Below are 23,467 nucleotides of genomic sequence, written 5' to 3' on the forward strand. Positions count from 1 at the left end.
GGCCCGGCGCGCGCCCCACGCGTCGGGTCGCTTTTGTCTCGGGCCCCGGCTACCCCGCCGGCGGAAGAAGGAGCCAGACGGTGGACGAGCGCAGCGGCGCCAGAATCTTGATCGATAGCCTTGTCGAACAGGGGGTCGAATTCGTGTTCGGCTATCCCGGCGGCGCCGTGCTGCCGATCTATGACGAACTGTTCGCCCACAGCTCCATCCGCCACATCCTGGTCCGGCACGAAGCCGGCGCTGCGCATGCCGCCGAGGGGTATGCGCGCTCTACCGGCAAGCCGGGCGTGGTGCTCGTCACCAGCGGCCCCGGGGCGACCAACGCGGTCACCGGCATCGCCGACGCGTTCATGGATTCGATCCCTCTCGTCATCATCACCGGCCAGGTCGCGACCCCGCTGATTGGCACCGACGCGTTCCAGGAAGCCGATACCATCGGCATCACCCGCCACTGCACCAAGCACAACTACCTGGTGAAAGACCCCGCCGCGCTGCAGGCCACCATTACCGAGGCGTTCCGCATCGCCACCACCGGCCGCCCCGGTCCGGTGCTGATCGACATCCCCAAGGACGTGCAGGTCGCCGCCGCCCCGTGGACCGCGCCGGGCGCCCCCGCCCTGCCGTCCACTCGCTTCGACCCGCCCTCGACCGCCCCGATCGAAGCGGTGCTCGAGGCGGTGGAGATGCTCGCGAACGCGGAACGGCCCGTGTTCTACACCGGCGGCGGAGTGATCAACTCCGGCCCGCGCGCGAGCGAACTGCTGCGCCGGCTGCAGGACCTGACCGGCGCGCCGGTCACCAGCACCCTGATGGGCCTCGGCGCCTTCCCCGCCGATCATCCCGACTGGCTCGGCATGTTGGGGATGCACGGCACGTACGAAGCCAACATGGCGATGAATCGCTGTGACGTGATGGTATGCATCGGCGCGCGGTTCGATGACCGGGTGACCGGGCGGCTCGATGCGTTCAGCCCGGATTCGCGGAAGATCCACCTCGATATCGACCGGGCGAGCATCAACAAGACCGTCGATGTCGACCTTCCGCTGATCGGTGATTGCGCAGCGGTCCTCGAACAGATCCTCGCCGCGTGGGGAGATCAGCGTGGGCGCGATCTGGGCGAATGGAAGGCGCGCATCGCCGGCTGGCGCGCACGCGAGAGCCTGGCCTACCCGCCCTCCCGGTCCGAGATCATGCCGCAGCACGCGGTCGAGCGGCTCAACGCGCTGACTCACGACCGCGCGCCGATCATCTCGACCGAGGTCGGCCAGCACCAGATGTGGGCGGCGCAGTATCTGGGGTTCGAAGCGCCCAACAAGTGGCTCACCAGCGGCGGCCTGGGCACGATGGGTTATGGCCTCCCCGCAGCCATCGGGGCGCAGCTCGGCAATCCAGACGCGCTGGTGATCGACGTCGCGGGCGAAGCAAGCATCCAGATGAACATTCAGGAGCTCGCCACCGCCAGCCAGTACCGCTTGCCGGTCAAGGTGTTTATCCTCAACAACCAGTACATGGGGATGGTCCGGCAATGGCAGGAACTGACCTATGAAAGCCGGTATTCAAACAGTTACAGCGACTCCTTGCCAGACTTTGTGAAATTGGCGGAGGCATACGGCTGGAAAGGCATCCGGATCGAGGACCAGGCCGATCTCGACGCTGGCATTCAGGCGATGATCGACCACCCCGGCCCCGTCATGGTCGATTGCCGCGTCGCGCAGGAGGCGAACTGCCTGCCGATGATCCCCAGCGGCGCGGCGCATACCGACATGCTGCTCTACGGCGACCGCGTGGAAGGCACGCTGGACGACGAAGCGAAGGCGCTCGTCTGATGCGCATCACCCACGCCGAAGCCGAGCGGCACGTGCTCGCCGTCACCGTCGATAACGAAGCGGGTATCCTGGCCAAGATCGCCGGGCTGTTCACCGCGCGCGGGTACAACATCGACAGCCTGACCGTGGCCGACATTTCGGAAAACCACGCGGTCAGCCGGATCACCATTGTCACCAACGGGCCGCCGCGCGTGATCGACCAGATCCGCGCGCAGCTGGAACGGCTGATCCCGGTGCACAAGGTCGTCGACCTCACCGAGGAAGGCCCGCATGTCGAGCGCGAGCTTGCCCTGGTGAAGGTCGTCGGCACCGGAGAAAAACGGGTGGAGGCGCTGCGGCTGGCCGACATCTTCCGCGCCAAGCCGGTCGATACCACCACCCAAAGTTTCATCTTCGAGATCACCGGAGCACCGGACAAGATCGACAGCTTCGTCCACCTGATGCGCGAACTGGGGCTGGTCGAAGTCGGCCGCACCGGGATCGTCGGCATGATGCGCGGCGCCGAGGGCGCCTGAAGACCACCACCCAACAGCGGGAAAACACACGTGAAAGTCTATTACGACGCCGACGCCGACCTGAACCTGATCACCGGCAAGAAGATCGCCATCGTCGGTTACGGAAGCCAGGGCCACGCGCACGCGCAGAACCTGCGCGACAGCGGGGTGAAGGACGTCGCCATCGCGCTGCGCGAAGGCTCGGCCACCGCGGACAAGGCCAAGGGTGCCGGCTTCCAGGTCATGTCCAACCGGGAGGCGGCCCGGTGGGCGGACATCGTCATGATCCTCGCCCCGGACGAGCATCAGGCGGCGATCTGGGAGAACGACCTCAAGGGCAACATGAAGCCCGGCAGCGCAATCGCCTTCGCGCACGGCCTCAACATCCATTTCGGCCTGATCGAGGCGCCCGCCGATATCGATGTGATCATGATCGCGCCCAAGGGTCCCGGCCACACCGTCCGCAGCGAATACCAGCGCGGCGGCGGGGTGCCGTGCCTGATCGCGGTGGACCAGGACGCGACCGGCAATGCCCATGACATCGCGCTCGCTTACGCCAGCGGCGTTGGCGGCGGACGCTCCGGCGTCATCGAGACCAACTTCAAGGAAGAGTGCGAAACCGATCTGTTCGGTGAGCAGGCGGTGCTTTGCGGCGGCATCACTCACCTGATCCAGGCCGGGTTCGAAACGCTGGTGGAAGCTGGCTACGCGCCCGAGATGGCATATTTCGAATGCCTCCACGAAACCAAGCTGATCGTCGACCTGCTGTACGAAGGCGGGATCGCCAACATGCGCTATTCGATCAGCAACACCGCCGAATACGGCGACATCACCACCGGCCCGCGGATCATCACCGCAGAGACCAAGGCGGAGATGAAGCGCGTGCTCGCCGACATCCAGCAGGGCCGGTTCGTGAAGAATTTCGTGCTCGACAACCGCGCCGGCCAGCCCGAACTGAAGGCCGCGCGCAAGGCCGCCGCGGCGCACCCGATCGAGCAGGTCGGCGCCAAGCTGCGCGCGATGATGCCTTGGATCGGCAAGAACAAGCTGGTCGACAAGGCGGTCAACTAGCGCCGTCAACTGGACAGCGGGGCGGCGAAGCGGCACTCTGGCGCAAACCTTCGGGAGAAATTTGCCATGCCCAGACTGCTGCCCGCCGCCTTGCTCGCCGCCGCCACCCTGGCCGTCGCCGCCACCGCGCAGATGCCGACGGAAAAGCCCGGCGCGCGTGATGCCGCGCGCGTTTCTGGCGGCACGTACCAGGCCGACCCGGCCCATACCCTCGTCGGCTGGCGGGTCGATCACCTGGGCTTCAGCGACTACTTCGGGCTGTTCGGCGACGTCACCGGCACGCTGACGATCGATCCGGCCAACCTGTCGGCGGCGCGGGTGGACGTCACCATCCCGATCAACCCGGTGGTCGCCAGCAAGGGTCTGCAGGAACACCTGCTGCGGCCCGGCAAGGATGGTGGTAAGCCCGATTTCTTCGGTCCCGGACAGGCGCCGGCGCGGTTTGTTTCCACCAGTGTCGCCCCCGGCGCGGATCGCATGGGCGCATACATCCTTGGCAACCTGACCCTCAACGGCATCACCAGGCCGGTCGCGATCCAGGCGCAATTCACCGGGGCGGGCGCGATGCGGGGAACGGAGACGGTGGGCTTCTCCGGCCGCGCGCTGATCAAGCGCTCCGACTTCGGCATCACCAACGGCATTCCGCTGATTTCGGACGAGGTGGAACTCGACCTGTCCGCGGCGTTCGAGAAGAAGGCGGGCGCCAGCGAGCCGCAGCCTATGCCGGCACCGGCGGAGAACGCCTGCAATGGTGACAAGGTGAAGCCCTGGTTCGGGAAGCAAGCGACCCCTGCGGTGCGCGCCGAAATCTCCGCCGCGACGGGCGCCAAGATGATCCGCTGGCTCTATCCCGACAGCATCGTCACGCAGGATTACCGTGCAGAGCGGCTCAACGTGCGGATGGACAAGGGTACCGACGTGATCCGCTCCGCCAGTTGCGGCTAGGCGGTCGTTGCAAATGTAACATTTGCCGAGCCACGCGGTTTGCCGCATGTTGCGGGGGTGACCCGCGAAACTCTGTGCCTGCTACGACTTATGCGCCCTTGGGCGTGACGCTGCGCGCTGCCTGACGGCGCGCCACGCGCCCAAGGGAGCCCGCCCGCATCCCAGCAGACACCGTCACGAGTTTTATCATGCCCATGCTCCGACAGCCCGGCGCCAAGTACGCCGCTTTCCCCCAGGTCCCGCTGCCCGACCGGCACTGGCCCAGCCGCACGATCACCGCCCCGCCGCGCTGGCTCAGCACCGATCTGCGCGACGGCAACCAGGCGATCGTCGATCCGATGGACGCGGTGAAGAAGAACCGCTTTTTCGACCTGCTGGTAGAGATCGGGGTCAAGGAGATCGAAGTCGGTTTCCCCAGCGCCGGGGCGACCGAGTTCGATTTCATCCAGGGCCTCGTTCGCTCGGGCCGCATTCCGGATGACGTGACGGTCCAGGTGCTCACCCAAAGCCGCGAGGACCTGATCCGCACCAGCTTCGCCAGCCTCGACGGCGCGCGCGCGGCGATCGTCCATCTCTACAACGCGGTCAGCCCCGCGTGGCGCGACATCGTCTTCCGCATGAGCCGCGCCGAGGTGAAGGCGATCGCCGTCGGCGGGGCCAAGGTCCTGCGCGACGAAGCGGCCGCCCGGCCCGGCACCGACTGGCATTTCGAATACAGCCCGGAAACGTTCTCCACCGCCGAACTCGATTTCAGCATCGAGGTGTGCGAGGCGGTGATGGAGGTGCTGCGCCCTACCCCCGACCGCCCCATCATCCTGAACCTGCCGGCAACGGTGGAGGCGGCGACCCCCAACATCTACGCCGACCAGATCGAATATTTCTGCCGCAACCTGCCGGATCGCGACAGCGCGGTCATCTCGCTGCACACGCACAACGATCGCGGCACCGGGGTGGCCGCCGCCGAGCTGGGCCTGATGGCCGGCGCCGACCGGGTCGAAGGCTGCCTGTTCGGCAATGGCGAGCGGACTGGCAATTGCTGCCTGGTGACGGTCGCGCTCAACATGTACACGCAAGGGATCGATCCGGGCCTCGATTTCTCCGACATCGACCGGGTGATCGAGACGGTGGAGTACTGCAACCAGATCCCGGTCCATCAGCGTCACCCCTACGGCGGCGAACTGGTGTTCACCGCCTTTTCCGGCAGCCACCAGGACGCGATCAAGAAGGGGTTCGAGTCGCTCGCAGTCCAGAACGACCAACGCTGGCGGGTCCCGTACCTGCCGATCGACCCGGCGGATCTGGGCCGCAGTTATGAGGCGGTGATCCGGGTCAACTCGCAATCCGGCAAGGGCGGGTTCGCCTGGGTGCTGGAACAGGACCAGGGGCTGAAACTGCCCAAGGCGATGCAGGCCGACTTTTCGAAGGCGGTGCAGCGCATGGCCGACGAGCTGGGCCGCGAACTCAACGCAGGCGATATCTGGCTGGCGTTCCGTGAAACCTATCACGTCGACAACGAAGGCGGACGCTTCCAGCTGCTGGATTACGAGGAAACGCGCGGCGCCGACGGCACCCGCATCTTCGCCGGCACCATCGCGGTCGAGGGCCGCGCGCAATCGGTCAGCGGACGGGGCAACGGGCTGATTTCCTCGGTCGTCGGCACCTTGCGCGACAGCTTCGGGGTGGAGCTTGAGGTGCTGGATTACACCGAACACGCGCTGGGCGCGGGGGCCGATGCACGCGCGGCGGCTTTTCTCCAGTGCCGCACGGGCGACGGCGTTATCGTGTGGGGTGTCGGGATCGACGAAGACGTCGCGACCGCGAGCGTGCGGTCCGTCCTCAGCGCCGCCAACGCCGCGGTCGCGCCGTGATGCGCCGCATGGGGTGGCGCGCTGGCGGGAGCGCTCTATAGCGCGCGGTGGAACATAACTCAGCACGTACAGGATTCGATTAGATGGCCGGCTTCAAGCTTCCCGATTTCAACGACCGGCGCGCGGCATCGCAGAATGCGCGCGCGAAGGCGGTAGGGAAGATCAAGCCCAAGCCACCGGTCGATCCCGAAGAGCAGGCCCGCCGCCGCGCCGAGCGCGAAGCGAAGGAGGCCGCCGAATTCGAGAAGCGGCGCGCCGCCAAGGAAGCCAAGATCCAGGCCGATGCCGCTGCCAAGGCCGAACAGGAGCGGCTCGAGGCCGAGGCCATCGCCGAGCAGGAGCGCCTGAAAGCGGAAGCGGAAGCCGCCAAGCAGCTGACCGAAGAAGAGCGCAAGGCCAAGCGCGACGCGAAATACGCCGCGCGCAAGAACAAGAAGAAACGCTAGGCATCACCGGCACTGGCGGATGAGAGGAGCGGCACGATGAGCGAAGACATTCTCGAACCCGACCTGCCGATCATCGATCCGCATCACCATCTGTGGGACTTGCGGCCGGTCCTGGGCGCGTTTCCCGAACCGCGGCACGATTTCCTGGAAACGCTGGCGGGCGCGGCGCACTATACGTTCGACCAGCTGCAGGCCGATGCGCGCTGCGGCCACAACGTGATCGCGACCGTGTTCATGGAATGCGGCGCGTTTTACGACAACAGCCGGGGCGATGACCTGAAAGTCGTCGGCGAGGTGGAATTCGTCAACGGCGTTGCCGCGCAAGGGGCCAGTGGTCTCTATGGCGATTACCGTCCATGCGCTGCGATCGTGGGTCATGCGGACCTGACTCTGGGGGCCCGGGCGGGCGAAGTGCTCGATGCGCTGCAGGCGGCCTCGCCGCGCTTTGTCGGGATCCGCCATGCCGCCGCGTGGGACGCCGATCCCGAGGTGCTCGGCCCGCCGTTCCACGCACCGGAAGGCCTCTATCGCGACGCTACGTTCCGCGAGGGGTTCGCCGAACTCGGCAAGCGCGGCCTGACGTTCGATGCCTGGGTGCTCGAACCGCAATTGGGTGATGTGCTCGAGCTCGCGCGCGCTTTTCCCGATCAGCCGATCGTGCTCGATCACTGCGGCACGCCGCTGGGGATCGCGAGTTATCGCGGCCAGCTGGAGGCGAACTTCGGCCGCTGGCGCAGCGCGATCCAGGCGATCGCCGAGTGCGAGAATGTGACGATCAAGCTGGGCGGGCTGGCGATGGCGTTCTGCCAGCTGCCGGATCAGGGCCCCGCCGCGGGTCGCGGTTCGGAGGAACTGGCTGGCTTGTGGAAGCCCTACATCGACACCTGTATCGAGGCTTTCGGCCCGGGCCGCGCGATGTTCGAAAGCAATTACCCGGTGGACCGCTGGGGCGCGAGCTACCCGGTGCTGTGGAACGCCTTCAAGCGCCTGGCCGCCGGGGCGTCGGATGCGGACAAGCGCGCACTGTTTGCCGGCACGGCGGCGCAGGTCTACGGGCTGGAGCGGCTGCTCGTCCAAGCCTGACACGCCCTGCCTCGCCGCGCTTGTGCTGACCGGACGCTTGCGCCATTAACGGCCCGGAATGCGGCCCCGGGGGAGGTGGCTTGAACATGGCGCGGCCACACAGCGACAGGCATGGCACCCATCGGCTGATTGTGAGTTCGGCTGCGCTGATCTCGTTGAGCCTTGCAACCGGCTGTGGCGGTGACCGGGACCGGCCCGCCGAGGTGTATCCGGGTCCGCCGCTTGCGCGCATCGACATGGCGCTGAACCCGCCGGCGTCTCGCCCGGCGACTGGGCCCAAACTCCAGGTCGATTCATCGCGAGCACTTGCGGTGGCGGCTCCAACCACGAAACCTGTCGTGCCCGCACCGCGCCCGGCGGCGTCCGCCTCCGTAACGATCGCTTCGCCACCGCAGCGGCGCACAACCCCTGTCCAGCTGGTCGTCCCGGCGGATCCAGAGCCGGCACTCGGCATCCTAGCAACGATGCCGGTCGCGCCGGTCGATCCCAGCGAGCGCGAAGTCATGCCTGTGCTCATTTCCCAGCCTGCGCCGGGCTCGGCGGAACCGGGCATCGCGCTGGTTCCAGCGACCCAGGTCGCCATCCGCGAAGCAGAGCCGGCCATCGCCGCGCTGCCTGACGCCGCCCCTTCCCTAGCCGCGATCGCCGCAAGCGGGACGAACGACAGCCCCGCCTTCGTCTCACAAGTGTCGGACAGCATTCGCGCCGCGTATATCGCGCAGATCGACGCATCCGCTCCTGAGCAGCGCCTGGCCGTCCGTTCGGGCGACAAGATGCTGGGCGCGGTGCAGTTCCAGGTCAGCGGGCAACAGGTGTCGGTGCACATCGGGCAGGTGCTCGACCTGGTCGCCGCGCAGATCGAACCGGCACTGTTCGCCCAGCTGCGCCAGTCCGCCGCCGCAGACGAGTTCGTCACCCTAGACCGCATTCGCAGCGCGGGAATCCCGCTCGATTACAATGCCGCGTACGACGAGCTGGTGCTCGGCCCCGACCGCGGCTGATCCATTCCGGAGATTTGTCCATGCCCCTTCCCGCCCCGTTCGATCGCCTGCGCCTGCCGGTCATCGGCTCGCCGCTGTTCATCGTGTCGGGACCGGAACTGGTCATCGCCCAGTGCAAGGCGGGGATTGTCGGCAGCTTCCCCGCGCTGAACGCGCGCCCATCGGGCGTTCTTGACGAATGGCTGCACCGGATCACCGAGGAACTGGCCGCGCACAACCGCGACAACCCGGATCGTCCCGCGGCCCCCTATGCGGTCAACCAGATCGTCCACAAATCGAATAACCGGCTCGATGAGGACATGGACGTCTGCGCGAAGTGGCAGGTGCCGATGGTGATCACCTCGCTGGGCGCGCGGGAGGATGTGTTCGCCGCGGTATCGAGCTGGGGCGGAATCACGCTCCACGACGTGATCAACGATCGTTTCGCCCGCAAGGCGATCGAGAAGGGGGCGACCGGCCTGATCCCCGTCGCCGCCGGTGCGGGCGGCCATGCCGGGACGCTTTCGCCGTTCGCCATGCTGCAGGAAATCCGCACCTGGTTCGATGGGCTGGTCGCGCTGTCCGGCTCGATCGCGCATGGCCGCTCGGTGCTGGCGGCGCAGGCGATGGGGGCGGACTTCGCCTACATCGGCTCACCCTGGATCGCGACGACGGAGGCCAATGCCGACCAGCGCTACAAGGACGCCATCGTGGAAGCGAACGCGGACGGGATCGTCTATTCCAACCTGTTCACCGGGGTGCACGGCAATTACCTGCGCTCCTCGATCGAAGCGAACGGAATGGACCCCGACAACCTGCCGGTGAGCGATCCATCCGCGATGAACTTCGGCTCGGGCGGCAACACCGAGGCGAAGGCGTGGAAGGATATCTGGGGCTCGGGCCAGGGTATCGGCATGGTCCAGGCGGTCGAAAGCGTGGCCGACCGGGTCGACCGGCTGGAGGCGGAATACCGCGCCGCCCGTCAGGAACTTGCCGCCAAGGTGGTGTGAGCTAGAACACCCCCAGCGCCAGTCCTTCGGCCAACGCCGCCCCCAGCTCGCGGCACCGGTCGAGTTCTGCCGGTAGCACCGTTTTCGGCGCCAGAATTGCTTCCGGGGTCTGCGCCGCCAGATTGACGATCAGGGGATCGGCCACTCGCTTCAACCGCCAGCCGATGGCGATGCGGTCGATCTGCCGCTGGGCCCCCGCCCCGTCCGATCCCGCCGCGATGGCCGTGGCATACGCCCGGCCTTCGATCCGGCCGAGCACCGGATAATAGCAGCGGTCGAACATCTCCTTCATCAGCCCGCTCATGCTCGCGAGGTTTTCCGGGCACACGAACAGATAGCCGCCAGCGTCCAGCAAATCGGCAGGTTGAACCTCTTGTGCGCTGAGCAGGCGGGCTGTTTCGCCCGCGCCGTGCGCAGCCGCCACGGCCATGGCCCGGGCCGTCCCGGTGCGGCTGTGCCAGACGATCAGCAGGGTTCGGTCCACACCTCAGACCATCGCCCATTTGCGGTAGGTTCGCCAGTGGCTTACAAGCGGCGTCATGGCTTCCACCGTTAGTTCCGTCTTCGGTATCGAGCGTTCGCTCTCAGGCAAGACGTGGCGCTGGCGCGGCGGCAATATGGACCTGAGCGACGGCAACGGCTCGCTCGACGATCTGGTCACCCAGCTGCTGCTCTCTCGCGGAGTGGCGCGGGATGATCTCGACCGGCATCGCACCCCCACGCTGCGGGCCTTCTTGCCGGACCCTTCCCACTTCCGCGACATGGACATTGCGGCCGAGCGGATCGCCCAGGCCGTGCTGACCGAGGAGACGGTGGCCGTTTACGGCGACTACGACGTTGACGGCGCCACCAGTGCCGCACTGCTGATCCGCCTGCTGCGCATGCTGGGCCGCCCTGCCCGCTACTATATCCCGGACCGTCTGCTCGAGGGTTACGGACCCAGCGGCGAAGCGCTCGTGCGACTGGGAGAAGAAGGGGCGAGCCTCGTTGTCACCGTCGACTGCGGCGCGATGGCGCACGATGCGTTGGCCCAGGCGCACGCCGCCGGGGTCGACGTCATCGTGGTCGATCACCACAAGTGCTCGGCCGAACTCCCCCGCGCAGTTGCCTTGGTCAACCCCAACCGGCTCGACGAAAGCGAAAATGGCGCGGAGCATGGACACCTCGCCGCAGTAGGCGTGGCGTTCCTGCTCGCGGTCGCGGTCGTCCGGACCCTGCGCGCACGCGACTTCTTTGCGGACCGGCCAGAGCCCGATCTCATCGGCCTGCTCGACCTGGTCGCGCTTGGTACGGTGGCGGATGTCGCCCAGATTCGCGGCCTCAACCGGGCGTTCGTGGCCCAGGGCCTTAAGGTGATGAGCCGCCGCGCCAACGTCGGCATGGCGGCATTGATCGACGCCAGCCGGCTGAAACGCGCGCCTGTCTGCAGCGACCTCGGCTTTGCGCTTGGTCCGCGGATCAATGCCGGCGGTCGAGTGGGCGAGGCGACGCTGGGCGTGCGCCTCCTCACCACCGAGAATCCGGATGAGGCGGCGGAGATCGCCCAGCAGTTGTCCGCGCTGAACGAGGAACGGCGGGCGATTGAGGCGGAGGTCCAGTCCGCAGCGGAAGCCATGCTGGAAGGCCAGCACAACCGGTCGGTGCACGTGCTCGCTGGCCGGGGCTGGCACCCGGGTGTGATCGGCATTGTCGCCGGGCGGATCAAGGAAAAGACCGGCAAGCCGGTGGTGGTCATCGCGCTCGATGGAGACAGCGGCAAAGGCTCTGGCCGTTCGATCGGCGGCATCGACCTGGGCGCCGCCATCATTGCCGCGCGCGAATCGGGGCTGCTCGTGGCGGGGGGCGGACACGCGATGGCTGCGGGCCTGACGGTCGCGGCTGAAAAGCTCGGCCCTCTGGCCGATTGGCTTGACGACCGGCTGGGAGCAGCCGTCGCGCGGGCGATGGAAAGCGGCACAATGCCGCTCGACCTGGCGCTGGCGCCTGGCGGCCTCACACCGGAGCTGGTGGACGCCCTCGACGGCGCCGGTCCGTTCGGGATGGGCTGGCCAGGCCCTCGCATCGCGGTGGGACCAGTGCGGCTCGTCCGCGCGGATCTCGTCGGCAACGACCATGTTCGGCTGGTCGCAAGCGGGAATGACGGTCGCAGCTTCAAGGCGATCGCCTTCCGGGCCGCCGAAAGCCCGCTAGGCCAAGCGCTGCTCCACGGCTCGCGCGGGCGAAGCCTGTGGCTCGCCGGGCGGCCCAAGATCGACGACTGGGGCGACCGGCTGCAAGCGGAACTTCATCTAGAGGACGCCGCCTGGGCAGACTAGCGGCGGCACGTGGAGCGCCCGTCGCCGAAGCTTGGCAGCGAAATCCAACCGCCTTTCCTGAACGGCTGCAAACGCTCTTTTGGCCGGGATCAACTTCAGCATCAGTGCGAGGGTTGACCGCGCATCACCTCCCCCCTAATGCGCCCGCCACGCTTCCCGGCGTGGCCCCTTCGTCTAGCGGTTAGGACGCGGCCCTTTCACGGCTGAAACACGGGTTCGATTCCCGTAGGGGTCACCATCGGGAGCGCGCCGGACCTTGGGTTTGGCCCCTTCGTCTAGCGGTTAGGACGCGGCCCTCTCACGGCTGAAACACGGGTTCGATTCCCGTAGGGGTCACCATTTCTCCCGTCAGCGTTCGGCTACTACCAAACCCACGTTAAACAGATTCGCGCGGGCGAGGACGCGCCGGTAGTAATCGCAACCTTGTCTCGACAGGCTTTCAGCCCCACCGATCTTTGCCTGATCCAAGCACTGCTGGCGCGGCGGGTACGTGCGCGCTAGGGCGCCCGGTGATGGAGCAGCCTGCAGCCAAGCCCTGGACCGGTATCGCGCTGGCCATACTGGCATGCGCCGCTCTGGCGATCATGGACGAGAAGCCGTGGTTTGCGCTCGCCATTCTGCTGATCTGGATCGGATCGCTGTGGCTCAAGTTCGACGAACCGCCATCCATGGAGACAGCGTCTGGCGAAGCCGGCCTGACCCGCGACACCATGGCCGAGCTGATCGAGCATTCGGGTACCCCGCTCCTCCTCACTAGGCGCGACCGGGTGACGATTGCCAATCGTGCGGCGCGTGACGTGCTGGGTCCGCATATCCTCGGCCAGGACGTGCGCATCGCGCTGCGTCATCCAGAGGCAATCGCTCTTGCCGAGCACGACGAACCCGCGTCCGCGACGGTGTACAATCTCGCGCGGCGACGCGACGTGTGGCTGGTCAGCCGCAAGCCGTTCAACGGCGATTACGCGGTGATTGATCTAACGGATCAGTCTGCGGGCGCGAACGTTGGTCGCGCGCACACGGACTTCGTCGCCAACGCCAGTCACGAACTGCGCACCCCGCTCGCCTCCATCATAGGATACGTGGAGTCGCTGATCGACGAGCCCGGCGACGAATCGTTGCGCGCACGGTTTCACCAGACGATTTTGCGCGAGGCAAAGCGGTTGCAGCAACTGGTTGACGATCTGCTGTCGCTGTCACGTGTCGAGGCGGGCGAGCATGACCTGCCGTCTGAGCATATCGATCTAGCACCGCTTGTCCTGCTGGCCGCTCGCGATGCTGCGGGCCCCGCCCGGGCGGATCGAATCGATTTCGCGCTGGAAGATACAACGATCCAGGGCGACGTCCCCCAACTTGAGCAAGCCGTGCGCAACGTGGTCGACAATGCACTCAAGTACGGGGCCGATGACGGCCGCGTGCGCATCTCGTTGACCAGCGAAGGGGAAGCTGCCGAATTAACGGTCGCGGACCAGGGCGACGGCATCGCCCCCGACCACCTGCCGCATCTCACGCGGCGGTTCTACCGCGTCGATCCGGGTCGCAGCCGGGCGTCGGGCGGAACCGGGCTAGGCCTGGCCCTCGTCAAGCACATCGTCGAGCGGCATCGCGGACGCCTGGACATCGCCAGCGAGCACGGCGCCGGCACCACCGTCACCATTCGCCTGCCGATTGCGCGGGGCGATAACTCCGCTAGTCACGATACTGTCACACAACTGTAGCATCCGCCCAACCCAACAGATCCGACGGACATCTTTTCCAACCCATGTCGTCTTCGCTTCTCCTCCTGCTGATGCTTGGCCTGGGCTTGGCCGGATGGCTGACCGCGCGCGCGCGGGCCTGGGGGTTCCGGCGCCAGGGACATACGCGGCTGGCTGCTCTGCCCAGCTATCACGGATGGTACGCTGCGCTGTCGATCGTGCTGCCGGTGATCGCCTTCATCGCGCTGTGGAGTGCGATAGCGCCCGGCCTGATCGACCGGGCGGTCCTGGCGCACCCTGCGGCCGCCAATTTGCCGCAGTTCGATTTTCAGCGCAACGCACTGCTGGCCCAAGCATATTCCGTGGCCCGCGGAGCGACCGCGACGGTCTCTTTGCCCGAAGCGGCCACGCTGGTCGAACCGTACCGCGAAGCGCTGGCCCGTTATAATCTCATCGGCATTCTCGCGACGATTGCCATAGGCCTGGCCGGCGGAGCTTTCGCGTTCCTGCGTCTCAAACCCGATTTCGCCGCCCGCACGCGGGTTGAGCGGATCGTGATGCTGATCCTGCTGCTGGCATCGCTGGTGGCGATCCTGACGACCCTGGGCATTCTGGTGAGCCTGGTCTTCGAGACGGTGCGCTTCTTCGGCATGGTCTCGCCGATCGATTTCCTGTTCGGCACCCACTGGTCGCCGGATCCCATGTCCGATCCCGCCGCTGTGGACGGCAGCCGTTATGGCGCGGTGCCGCTGTTCTGGGGGACGATTTTCATCGGCGCGATCATCGCCATGATCGTCGCCATCCCTCTCGGCCTGATGAGCGCGATCTACCTGACGCAATACGCGCACCCGTCGTGGCGGCGGACGCTCAAGCCGGCTCTGGAGATTCTCGCGGGCGTGCCGACGGTCGTCTATGGCTATTTCGCGGCGCTCAGCATCGCACCGTTGATCCGCGATGCGGCGCAGGCGCTGGGGGTCGCGAACGCGAGTTCGGAAAGCGCCCTTGCCGCGGGGCTAGTGATGGGCGTGATGATCATTCCGTTCGTATCCTCGATGGCGGACGACAGCATCGCCGCCGTGCCGCAAGCCATGCGCGATGGCAGCCTGGCGATGGGCGCCACCAAATCCGAAACGATCCGGCGGGTTCTGCTTCCAGCGGCGCTCCCCGGGATTGTGGCCGGCGTCATGCTGGCGGTGAGCCGCGCGATCGGCGAAACGATGATCGTAGTCATGGCGGCATCGACTGCCGCCAACCTGACCGCAAACCCGTTGGAGGCGATGACCACGGTGACCGTGCAGATCGTCGCCATGCTGACTGGCGAAGGCAGCTTCGATCATCCGGCAACCCTCAGCGCGTTCGCGCTCGGGTTCGTGCTGTTCATGGTCACCCTGGCCCTCAACTTCATCGCGCTGCGGGTCGTGAAGCGTTTCCGGGAGGCATATGACTGACACCCTGCCCACCCGCACCGCCGCGTTCGAGGCCCGGATCAAGCAGCGCTATCGTTCGGAGCAGCGCTTCAAGGCGCTAGGCCTGACCGCCGTTCTCTTTTCGGTGGCTGTGCTGCTGTTCCTGCTCGGCACGATGTTGCTCAACGGCGCCGGCGGGTTCCAGCGGGCGGAGCTGCGCGTTCCCATCGACTTCACGCAGGGCAGCGTGTCGGTCGATGCGGCAACGCTCGCGCAGCCCGATGCGCTGCAGCGTTTGCAGGCGCAAGGTCTCCCCGAACTTGTGCAGTTCTCTGCCGCCTCCGAACTGGGTGAGCCGGGTGCCGAAGAGTTGTCGTCTGAAGCCTGGCGTGAGGTAGGCAGCGCGATCATCGCCGACCCGGGATTGCTGCAGCGTAAGGCGACCTTCGACCTGCCCGCCAGTTCCAACCTGGCAGCCGCACTTGCCGGCGAAGGTAAGCCCGAACTGCACGGACTGGCGCAGACGCTTTCCAGCGAAGGCAAGCTGGCCGAGCGGTTCGATCCGGGTTTTCTGACCCGTTCGGACGCGACCGATCCGCAGGCAGTAGGGATCTGGGGAGCGTTGAAGGGGTCGATGCTGACGATGCTGGTAACGCTGTTGCTGGCGTTTCCGATCGGCGTGTTGGCGGCGCTCTACCTCGAGGAATACGCGCCGAAGAACCGGTGGACCGATCTAATCGAAGTCTCGATCAACAACCTTGCCGCAGTGCCGTCGATCATTTTTGGGCTTCTGGGACTGGCGGTATTCCTCTGGCTGTTCCCGAACATGCGCTCCGCTCCACTGATCGGCGGCATGACGCTGGCTCTGATGACCATGCCGGTGATCGTCATTTCCGGCCGCAACGCGATCAAGGCCGTCCCCCCCAGCATCCGCGACGGTGCGCTGGCGATCGGCGCCTCTCCGGTGCAGGTAGTGTTCCACCACGTCTTGCCGCTGGCCCTTCCCGGGATGCTGACCGGCACGATCATCGGCATGGCCCGTGCTCTGGGCGAAACAGCGCCGCTGCTGATGATCGGCATGCGCGCGTTTGTCGCCACGCCGCCCGACAGCCTGACCGCACCCGCCACTGTGCTGCCGGTCCAGATTTTCCTGTGGTCGGATGAAATCGACCGCGGTTTCGTGGAGCGGACCAGTGCGGCCATTATCGTGCTGCTCGTGTTCCTTCTCGTCATGAACGGGCTGGCGATCTACTTGCGAAACAGGTTCGAAAAAACATGGTGACCGTTGTCCATCCCAACCTCGAGAACACTGACTCCAAGATGCGCGCGCGCGACGTGTCGGTGTTTTACGGTGACAAGCAGGCGATCGACGATGTGTCGATCGACATTCCCTCGCAGTACGTGACCGCATTCATCGGCCCTTCCGGCTGCGGCAAATCGACTTTTCTGCGCACACTCAACCGGATGAATGACACCATTGCATCCGCGCGGGTGGAGGGATCGATCGAGCTGGATGGCCAGGATATCTACCGGTCGAAAATGGACGTGGTCCAGCTTCGCGCGCGCGTGGGCATGGTGTTCCAGAAACCGAACCCATTCCCCAAGAGCATCTACGAAAACGTTGCTTACGGTCCGCGGATTCACGGTCTTGCTGAAGGAAAGGCTGAACTCGACGGGATCGTCGAGCGTTCGCTCGCCCGCGCCGGCCTGTGGAACGAGGTGAAAGACCGGCTGGCCGACAGCGGGACGGCCCTGTCCGGCGGACAACAGCAGCGGCTGTGCATTGCCCGTGCGATCGCGGTCGATCCCGAGGTTATCCTGATGGACGAACCCTGCAGCGCGCTCGATCCCATCGCAACCGCGCGGATCGAGGAACTGATCCACGAACTGCGCGGCCGCTATGCCATCGTCATCGTGACGCACTCGATGCAGCAGGCAGCGCGCGTCAGCCAGCGGACGGCATTCTTTCACCTGGGCAAAATGGTGGAATACGGGCGCACATCGGACATCTTTACCAATCCGCTCGAGGAGCGGACGAAAGACTACATCACCGGCCGATACGGCTAAGGGACTCAAGGATCATGGAACACACCGTCAAGGCGTTCGACGAGGACATCACCCGCTTGCGTGGCCTGATCGCCGAAATGGGCGGAATGGCCGAAGTGGCGCTCAATCGCGCGATGGACGCGCTGGTCAAAGGCGACGACGCCCTGGCCGACCAGATCGTCGCCGATGATAAGAAGATCGACGCGATCGAGGCGGAAGTCGACAAGCTCGCGGTGCGGATCATCGCCTTGCGGGCCCCCATGGCCGACGACCTGCGCGAAGTGATCGCGGCGTTAAAGATCGCTGGCGTGGTCGAACGGATCGGCGATTATTCCAAGGCCATCGCCAAAGCGAGCCGCCAGATCGAAAGCCGCAAGCGCTTCGGCCCCCTCACGCTGGTACCCGCCATGGCGGACATCGCTGCCGAAATGGTCCACGACGCACTCACCGCCTACGCCGCGCGCGATGCCGCGCTTGCGCGCGAGGTGATCGCGGCGGACGAAAAGGTCGACAACTTCTACGAATCGATCTTCCGCAACCTGGTCAGCCACATGGTCGAAAACCCGGCGACGATCAGTTCGGCGGCTCAGCTGTTGTTCGTCGCCCGCAACATCGAGCGTATCGGCGACCATGCCACTAACGTGGCCGAAATGGTCCACTTTGCCGCGACCGGCGCTTACCCCGCCGACATGGACAACTAGCCATGGCCGCGGCCAAGCTGCTGCTGGTCGAGGACGACCCGGCGCTCGCCGAGCTCCTCGAATATCGCTTCGCAAACGAAGGCTATTCGGTGCGATTTACGGCGGATGGCGACGAAGCGCTGCTGATGGCGGCGGAAGACGTCCCCGACCTGATCATCCTCGACTGGATGATCGAAGGCACCAGCGGGATCGAAGTATGCCGCCGGCTGCGGCGCGACAAGGCGACTGCGCACGTGCCGATCGTGATGCTGACCGCGCGCGAAGGCGAGGACGACAAGATCCGCGGCCTGGAGACAGGGGCGGACGACTATCTGACGAAGCCGTTCTCACCTCGCGAGCTGCTGGCGCGGGTTGCAGCAGTGCTGCGGCGCATCCGCCCGGCACTGGCTGGCGAGGCGCTGACAGTGGGCGATCTCACGCTCGATCCGGTGGCCCATCGGGTGACGCGCCGCGGACAGCCGGTTCGCCTTGGTCCGACCGAATATCGCCTGCTTCGATTTCTGATGGAAAGCCCGCGCCGGGTGTTCAGCCGCAATCAGCTGCTCGACGGGGTCTGGGGTAACGAGAGCGAGATCGAGCTGCGCACGGTCGATGTCCACATCCGCCGCCTGCGGCAGGCGATTGCGGTCGAAGGCGCGGACGATCCGGTGCGCACGGTCCGTAGTGCAGGCTATTCCCTCGAAGGCTGACGCCGCGGCTGCGGCAGCGTCTAGCGGCACACTCCGCCCAGACTGCGCGCCTGCTGGTCAAGGTGCAGGTGGTCCCGGTGTGCGGCGTTGTAATCGGGGCTGAGAACGGTCCCGAACACCTGGCAGCCGGCGTCCCGCACCCGGTGAAGAAACTCCGCCGAAGGCTCCGCCCCTGCCCAATCGCCCGCGACAGTGATCCGTCGGCCGTCCGCCAGGACAAACGCGGCGATGTCGATCGCGTTGCCGGTGGAATGTTCACTCCATGCGCCCTCGCCCCGACCGTAGACCCGTCGGCAGGAGAAGACGCCGTAGTGTTCGATCCGCTCCACATCGGTGCCGAGCAGTTCCCGCGCCGCCGGCTGCACTCCGGTGCGCAGCCACAATTCGAGCGCAGCGGCCACAGCGCAGGTGGTCGGCGGCTGGCGCGGGCTGAGCGGATAGTCCGTCAGGACTGTCCGGTCGGGACGGGCGCAGGTGCCCTCTCCGGCAGGCGCCAGCGCGGTGAACGCGACGCCGCTCCGTGCAAGTACGGCGCGACAGCCTGCGGCATCCTCGCGCAATGCTGACAGTTTGCGCTCCGTCGCCCAACCCGGCGGGTCGCGCAGGTCGAGCGGGGCCCACGGGCTGTGCTCGGGATGCGCCATCAGCCAACCCTGTCCGCTCAGGAGCAGCGCAGCAAAGATAAGCAGGGGAAAGGCCCAGCGATCGAAGCGGCCGGGCGAGAAAAGGCGCATGGACTATGAAGCCGCAGGGATGCTCGATCGTTCCCCGTTGCGCCGGCGCTTAGCAAACGCTGGCATCGGAAGGGGTCAGGCGCGTTTACGCTGCCAGGTGAATTGCAGGGGCAGCGCGCAGCTTTCGCTGGTGATGTCGGCGGATACCACCGCGCCTTCGCCGTTGTTGGAGCGGAAGGGGATGTAGTACTCCTGCCACCGACCGGCACCATCGGCACGTACCATCCGATCGATGGGCTTCATGTCACCGTTGGTGATCACTAGCCGCGCCTCTTCGCCGGGAATCAGTCCGGCAACGGTCAGGACGTAGAACTGGCCGTTGGTGCCGACTTCTCCTAGACATGCGCCGTCGCTGGTGCGGTCGGCCCGATACCATCCGCGCTTCAGCACGATCGGGTCGTATGCCGTCGCAACGGTCGCGCTGGTAAGGCTCAGGAGGGCGATCAGAACACGCTTCAGCATCGGCTACTCCGGATGTTCGCAGCGACTATACAGGTTCGTCAGCGCCTGGTCCCGCAAACTGGCGGAGCGGCCCATAGCGGCACGGTTAGTGAAAGTCGCGGCTGGGCGGGAGCGGCAGCAGCCTGGGCACGATCCGCACGTCGCGCGGATGGCCGCCGGCGCTCGGTCCATGATAACCGCAATCGCGATTGCCCGGCCCGGGCGGCTGCCATGGCACACCCTTGCCCGGCGACTGTTCCTGCCCCTCGTCATCGACCAGCACCCCGCCGGGTCCCCACCGGCTGGGCAGCGGATTGTTGCAGTGATCGGCGCGCGCGATCGTCACGGGCATCAGGTCATCCGACAGGCGGTGAAGATCCTGCGTGGCGTCGGTCAGATGATGCGCGATGACGTGGATCACCTCCTCATCGTATTCGACCCGGCCGCGCACTTCCATCAGGCGCGCGCCCATGATGACCTTGCGGTACTTTTCCATCATGTCGGGCCAGATGACGAGGTTGATCACTCCGCTTTCGTCCTCCAGCGTGATGAAGCACACCCCCTTGGCACTACCGGGGCGCTGGCGGATCAGCACCACGCCCGCGACCTGCACCATCGAGCGGAACTTGCGCCCCCGCAGGTCGTCCGCCCGGTGGAAACCGCGCTCGGTCAGCGAAGGGCGCAGGAAGCTCAAGGGGTGCGCCTTCAGGCTCAGTCGGTGAGTCTGGTAATCGGCCACAACTTCTTCGGCGAGCGCCATTTCGGGTAGGAGGATGTCCTTGCGTTCAGCCCCTTCCTCGCGCTCGCGCATGGCGGCGAACAGAGGCAGGTCTTCCGCCCCCACCAGCGTGCGCGCCTGCCATAGCGCCTGGCGGCGCGGCAGCTCGATAGAGCCGAAGCAATCGGCTGCGGCGAGCCGTTCGACATGCGCGGGCGGAACCCGGCCCCGATCGCGGACTTCGCGCACGTCCCCAAAGCGTCCGTTCGCCTGCCGTGCGGCAACCAGCCTGGCAGCCACGGACTCCGGCAGCCCATCGATCTGCCGCAAGCCCAGCCGCACCGCCCAGCCCCGGTCGTGCCGCCACCGATCCTGCCCGGCGCGAAAGCGCGGCCGGGAGTGCCTGGGCTCGTCAACCGGCTCCAGCGTGCAATCCCAGTTCGAATGATTCACATCGATCGGCAGCACCGCGACCCCGTGCTCCTCCGCATCGCGCACGATTTGCGACGGTGCGTAGAACCCCATCGGCTGCGAATTGAGCAGCGCGGCAGCGAACGCGGCGGGGTAGTGGCACTTAAGCCAGCTGGAGACATACACCAGGTGCGCGAAACTGGTCGCATGGCTTTCGGGAAAACCGTATTCGCCGAAGCCCTTGATCTGGTTGAAGCAGCGATGGGCGAACTCGGGATCATAGCCGCGCGCGATCATGTTCCCGACCATCATGTCCTGGTGCTCGTGCACCATCCCGCGACTGCGGAACGTGGCCATCGCCTTGCGCAGCCGGTCGGCCTCTGCCGGCGAGAACTTGGCCGCGTCGAGCGCGATCTTCATCGCCTGTTCCTGGAAGATCGGCACCCCGAAAGTGCGCTTGAGGATCGACGACAGCTCATCCGGCGGCCCGCATTCAGGCGCCGGCGATGGCAGGTTGAAATCCCGCCGCCCTGCCCGGTACTCGCGCCGCGCCTTCAGGTATGGGTGTACCATGTCACCCTGGATGGGCCCGGGCCGGACGATGGCCACCTGCACCACCAGATCATAGAATTCGCGCGGCTGCAGGCGCGGGAGCATGTTCATCTGCGCGCGGCTCTCAACCTGGAACACGCCCAGCGAATCGCCGGTGCACAGCATGTCGTAGACTGCCGGCTCCTCCTGCGGGATCGTCGCCAGATCGTAATCCTGACCGTGGTGGTCCTGCAGCATCTTCAGGGTTTTGCGGATGCAGGTCAGCATGCCCAATGCCAGCACGTCGATCTTGAAAATGCCCAGATCGTCGATGTCGTCCTTGTCCCATTCGATGAACGTGCGATCCGGCATCGCGCCGTTCCCGATCGGCACCGTCTGGGTGAGCAGCTTGTCGGTAAGGATGAAACCGCCGACGTGCTGGCTGAGGTGCCGCGGCATGCCGATCATCTGCTCGGTGAGCTTGAGCACGCGGGTGAGCTGCGGATCGCTCAGGTCGAGCCCGGTTTCATTGCGGACATGCTCTTCGTTGATTTCGCGGCCATGCCCCCCCCACACCGTACGCGCGAGCGCCGAGGTGACATCTTCGGACAGGCCCATCGCCTTGCCGACTTCCCGGATCGCCATGCGCGGACGATAGTGGATGACCGTTGCGCACAGTCCCGCGTGCTGCCGGCCATACGTCTGATAAATCCACTGGATCACTTCTTCCCGCCGCTCATGCTCGAAATCGACGTCGATGTCGGGCGGCTCCCGGCGCTCCTTGGTGATGAAGCGTTCGAACAGAAGCTGGTGCTTGGCCGGGTCCACCGCAGTGATCCCAAGGCAATAGCAGACCGCCGAATTGGCCGCCGACCCGCGCCCCTGGCACAGGATGCCCTCGCCGTGCGCGAAGTCGACGATTTCCTTGATGGTCAGGAAGTAGGGTGCCAGCTGCAGCTGTCCGATCAGCCGCAGCTCACGCTTCAACGTTTTCTTGACCTTCGGGGGCAGGCGGACCGGATAGCGCCGCCTGGCCCCTTGCCAGGTCAGGCGGCGGAGGTACGCCTGCGGAGTCAGGCCGTCCGGATACGCGCGCTCAGGGTATTCGTATCGCAGCTGGTCAAGGCTGAACCGGCATTTGTTCGCAACCTCGCGCGTCGCTTCGATCGCATGGGGCCAGCGGGCGAACAGCGCGATCATCTCACGCGGTGATTTCAGGTGCCGCTCGGCGTTCGAATTGAGCAGCAGGCCGGCATCGGTGACAGTGGTCTTGTGCCGGATGGCGGTCATCACATCCTGCAGCGGGCGCCGCTCCGGCAGGTGATAGAGAACATCGTTCGTCGCCAGCAGCGCAAGGCCGTGATCCCGGGCCAGTACATCAAGCCGGTTGATCCGCGCGATGTCGTCCTCCCCATAAAGATAACTCGCCGCCAGATGTCGCAGGGTGGGCAGTTGTCGGGTAAGATGTGGCAGGAGATCGGTGAACGCGCCGGTCAGCGCCATCTGTTCGCCTTCCACGCGGGTCTGGCCGGGAAACGCGACCACGTTGCTGGGCACCGCGATGGTCAGTTGCTGGCCCAGGTCACGCGGCGGCAGCAGGATCAGCTGCACCCCTTCGGGATGCGCGGCCAGCATGGCGAGCGAGATGTGGCACGCCCCCTTGTCCTGCCACTCGCCATCAAGCGTGCTCATCCGTCCGGCGGAGATCAGCTGGCACAATCGGCCATAGGCCGCGCGGTCGACGGGATAGGCGAGGAAGGCCAGACCCTCGACCGTTTCGATCCGGCATCCGATCAGCGGGCGCAGGTGCAGCTTCTTCGCCTCGGTATGGATGCGCACCACGCCGGCCATCGAATTGACGTCGGCGATGGCGATACTGTCGTAGCCCAGGGCATGCGCGGTGATCACCAGATCGACCGGGTCCGAAGCGCCGCTTAAAAAGGAAAAGCAGCTGGCGAGGCCGAGTTCGACGAACGGCGACCACGCCGGGCGCGCGATCAGTCCGGGATCGAGTTCGATCCGGCGGCGCGGAACCTGAAGGTCGTTTTCGGGCACCTC

General features: G+C 66.0%; 20 protein-coding genes and 2 tRNA genes. 18 read left to right on the plus strand and 4 right to left on the minus strand.

From position 1 onward, the window contains the following. Positions 1-80: 80 nt before the first annotated feature. The 9 genes from ilvB to E0504_RS09150 all read left to right on the plus strand — a co-directional run bounded on the left by ilvB (position 81) and on the right by E0504_RS09150 (position 9,723). Positions 81-1,826, plus strand: coding sequence for a biosynthetic-type acetolactate synthase large subunit (gene ilvB / locus E0504_RS09110; protein ID WP_131623274.1), 1,746 nt, complete (start codon positions 81-83; stop codon positions 1,824-1,826). Further along, entirely contained in the window at positions 1,826-2,341 is a 516-nt protein-coding gene (ilvN, locus tag E0504_RS09115) for an acetolactate synthase small subunit (RefSeq protein WP_131623276.1), read from the plus strand. The genes ilvB and ilvN overlap by 1 nt, the downstream gene beginning before the upstream one ends. Positions 2,342-2,371: 30 nt before the next feature. Further along, positions 2,372-3,391, plus strand: coding sequence for a ketol-acid reductoisomerase (gene ilvC, locus E0504_RS09120; RefSeq protein WP_131623278.1), 1,020 nt, complete (start codon positions 2,372-2,374; stop codon positions 3,389-3,391). Between the two features lie 66 nt (positions 3,392-3,457). Beyond that, positions 3,458-4,336: an I78 family peptidase inhibitor gene (locus E0504_RS09125; protein ID WP_131623280.1), complete on the plus strand. Its 879-nt coding sequence runs from the start codon at positions 3,458-3,460 to the stop codon at positions 4,334-4,336. A 188-nt stretch (positions 4,337-4,524) separates the two neighbouring features. Next, complete coding sequence (gene leuA / locus E0504_RS09130; protein ID WP_131623282.1) at positions 4,525-6,204, plus strand: 2-isopropylmalate synthase; 1,680 nt, start codon at positions 4,525-4,527, stop codon at positions 6,202-6,204. A gap of 83 nt (positions 6,205-6,287) precedes the next feature. Continuing rightward, positions 6,288-6,650 (plus strand): DUF6481 family protein, encoded by a 363-nt coding sequence (locus E0504_RS09135; protein ID WP_131623284.1) that lies wholly within the window; start codon positions 6,288-6,290, stop codon positions 6,648-6,650. 36 nt (positions 6,651-6,686) lie between these two features. Continuing rightward, positions 6,687-7,733 (plus strand): amidohydrolase, encoded by a 1,047-nt coding sequence (locus tag E0504_RS09140; protein ID WP_131623286.1) that lies wholly within the window; start codon positions 6,687-6,689, stop codon positions 7,731-7,733. A gap of 80 nt (positions 7,734-7,813) precedes the next feature. Then, positions 7,814-8,734 (plus strand): hypothetical protein, encoded by a 921-nt coding sequence (locus E0504_RS09145; RefSeq protein ID WP_131623288.1) that lies wholly within the window; start codon positions 7,814-7,816, stop codon positions 8,732-8,734. A 20-nt stretch (positions 8,735-8,754) separates the two neighbouring features. Next, the gene (locus E0504_RS09150) at positions 8,755-9,723 is read left to right on the plus strand and encodes a nitronate monooxygenase family protein (protein WP_131623290.1); all 969 of its coding nucleotides are present in this window, start codon (positions 8,755-8,757) and stop codon (positions 9,721-9,723) included. Position 9,724: 1 nt separating this feature from the next. On the opposite strand, the gene E0504_RS09155 is transcribed toward E0504_RS09150, so the two are convergent. Continuing rightward, entirely contained in the window at positions 9,725-10,153 is a 429-nt protein-coding gene (locus tag E0504_RS09155) for a flavodoxin family protein (protein WP_131623904.1), read from the minus strand. 109 nt (positions 10,154-10,262) lie between these two features. Here E0504_RS09155 and recJ point away from each other — a divergent pair, with 109 nt between their 5' ends. The 9 genes from recJ (at position 10,263) to phoB (ending at position 18,574) form a co-directional block, all read left to right on the plus strand. Beyond that, the gene (gene recJ, locus E0504_RS09160; protein ID WP_131623292.1) at positions 10,263-12,038 is read left to right on the plus strand and encodes a single-stranded-DNA-specific exonuclease RecJ; all 1,776 of its coding nucleotides are present in this window, start codon (positions 10,263-10,265) and stop codon (positions 12,036-12,038) included. A gap of 163 nt (positions 12,039-12,201) precedes the next feature. After that, positions 12,202-12,276, plus strand: a tRNA-Glu gene (locus E0504_RS09165). A gap of 26 nt (positions 12,277-12,302) precedes the next feature. Beyond that, positions 12,303-12,377 (plus strand) — tRNA-Glu (locus tag E0504_RS09170). Positions 12,378-12,550: 173 nt separating this feature from the next. Beyond that, positions 12,551-13,753, plus strand: coding sequence for a cell wall metabolism sensor histidine kinase WalK (locus E0504_RS09175; protein ID WP_131623294.1), 1,203 nt, complete (start codon positions 12,551-12,553; stop codon positions 13,751-13,753). 44 nt (positions 13,754-13,797) lie between these two features. Next, positions 13,798-15,180 (plus strand): phosphate ABC transporter permease subunit PstC, encoded by a 1,383-nt coding sequence (gene pstC, locus E0504_RS09180; RefSeq protein ID WP_131623296.1) that lies wholly within the window; start codon positions 13,798-13,800, stop codon positions 15,178-15,180. Next, positions 15,173-16,420 carry a phosphate ABC transporter permease PstA gene (gene pstA / locus E0504_RS09185; protein ID WP_131623298.1) on the plus strand — a complete coding sequence of 416 codons (1,248 nt, stop codon included), beginning with the start codon at positions 15,173-15,175 and terminating at the stop codon, positions 16,418-16,420. The genes pstC and pstA overlap by 8 nt, the downstream gene beginning before the upstream one ends. Then, positions 16,414-17,205: a phosphate ABC transporter ATP-binding protein PstB gene (pstB, locus tag E0504_RS09190; RefSeq protein ID WP_131623299.1), complete on the plus strand. Its 792-nt coding sequence runs from the start codon at positions 16,414-16,416 to the stop codon at positions 17,203-17,205. Before pstA ends, pstB begins: the two co-directional genes overlap by 7 nt. Positions 17,206-17,219: 14 nt before the next feature. Beyond that, positions 17,220-17,885, plus strand: coding sequence for a phosphate signaling complex protein PhoU (gene phoU / locus E0504_RS09195; RefSeq protein WP_131623301.1), 666 nt, complete (start codon positions 17,220-17,222; stop codon positions 17,883-17,885). Positions 17,886-17,887: 2 nt separating this feature from the next. After that, positions 17,888-18,574, plus strand: coding sequence for a phosphate regulon transcriptional regulator PhoB (phoB, locus tag E0504_RS09200; RefSeq protein WP_131623303.1), 687 nt, complete (start codon positions 17,888-17,890; stop codon positions 18,572-18,574). Positions 18,575-18,594: 20 nt separating this feature from the next. Here phoB and E0504_RS09205 read toward each other — a convergent pair whose 3' ends face one another. From E0504_RS09205 to E0504_RS09215, 3 genes are all read right to left on the minus strand, one after another. Then, complete coding sequence (locus tag E0504_RS09205; protein WP_207912391.1) at positions 18,595-19,218, minus strand: extensin family protein; 624 nt, start codon at positions 19,216-19,218, stop codon at positions 18,595-18,597. 165 nt (positions 19,219-19,383) lie between these two features. Next, positions 19,384-19,770: a hypothetical protein gene (locus tag E0504_RS09210; RefSeq protein WP_131623307.1), complete on the minus strand. Its 387-nt coding sequence runs from the start codon at positions 19,768-19,770 to the stop codon at positions 19,384-19,386. Positions 19,771-19,855: 85 nt separating this feature from the next. Next, positions 19,856-23,464: an error-prone DNA polymerase gene (locus tag E0504_RS09215; RefSeq protein ID WP_131623309.1), complete on the minus strand. Its 3,609-nt coding sequence runs from the start codon at positions 23,462-23,464 to the stop codon at positions 19,856-19,858. Between the last annotated feature and the right edge of the window lie 3 nt (positions 23,465-23,467).

The organism is Parafrankia sp. BMG5.11 (assembly GCF_004337455.1).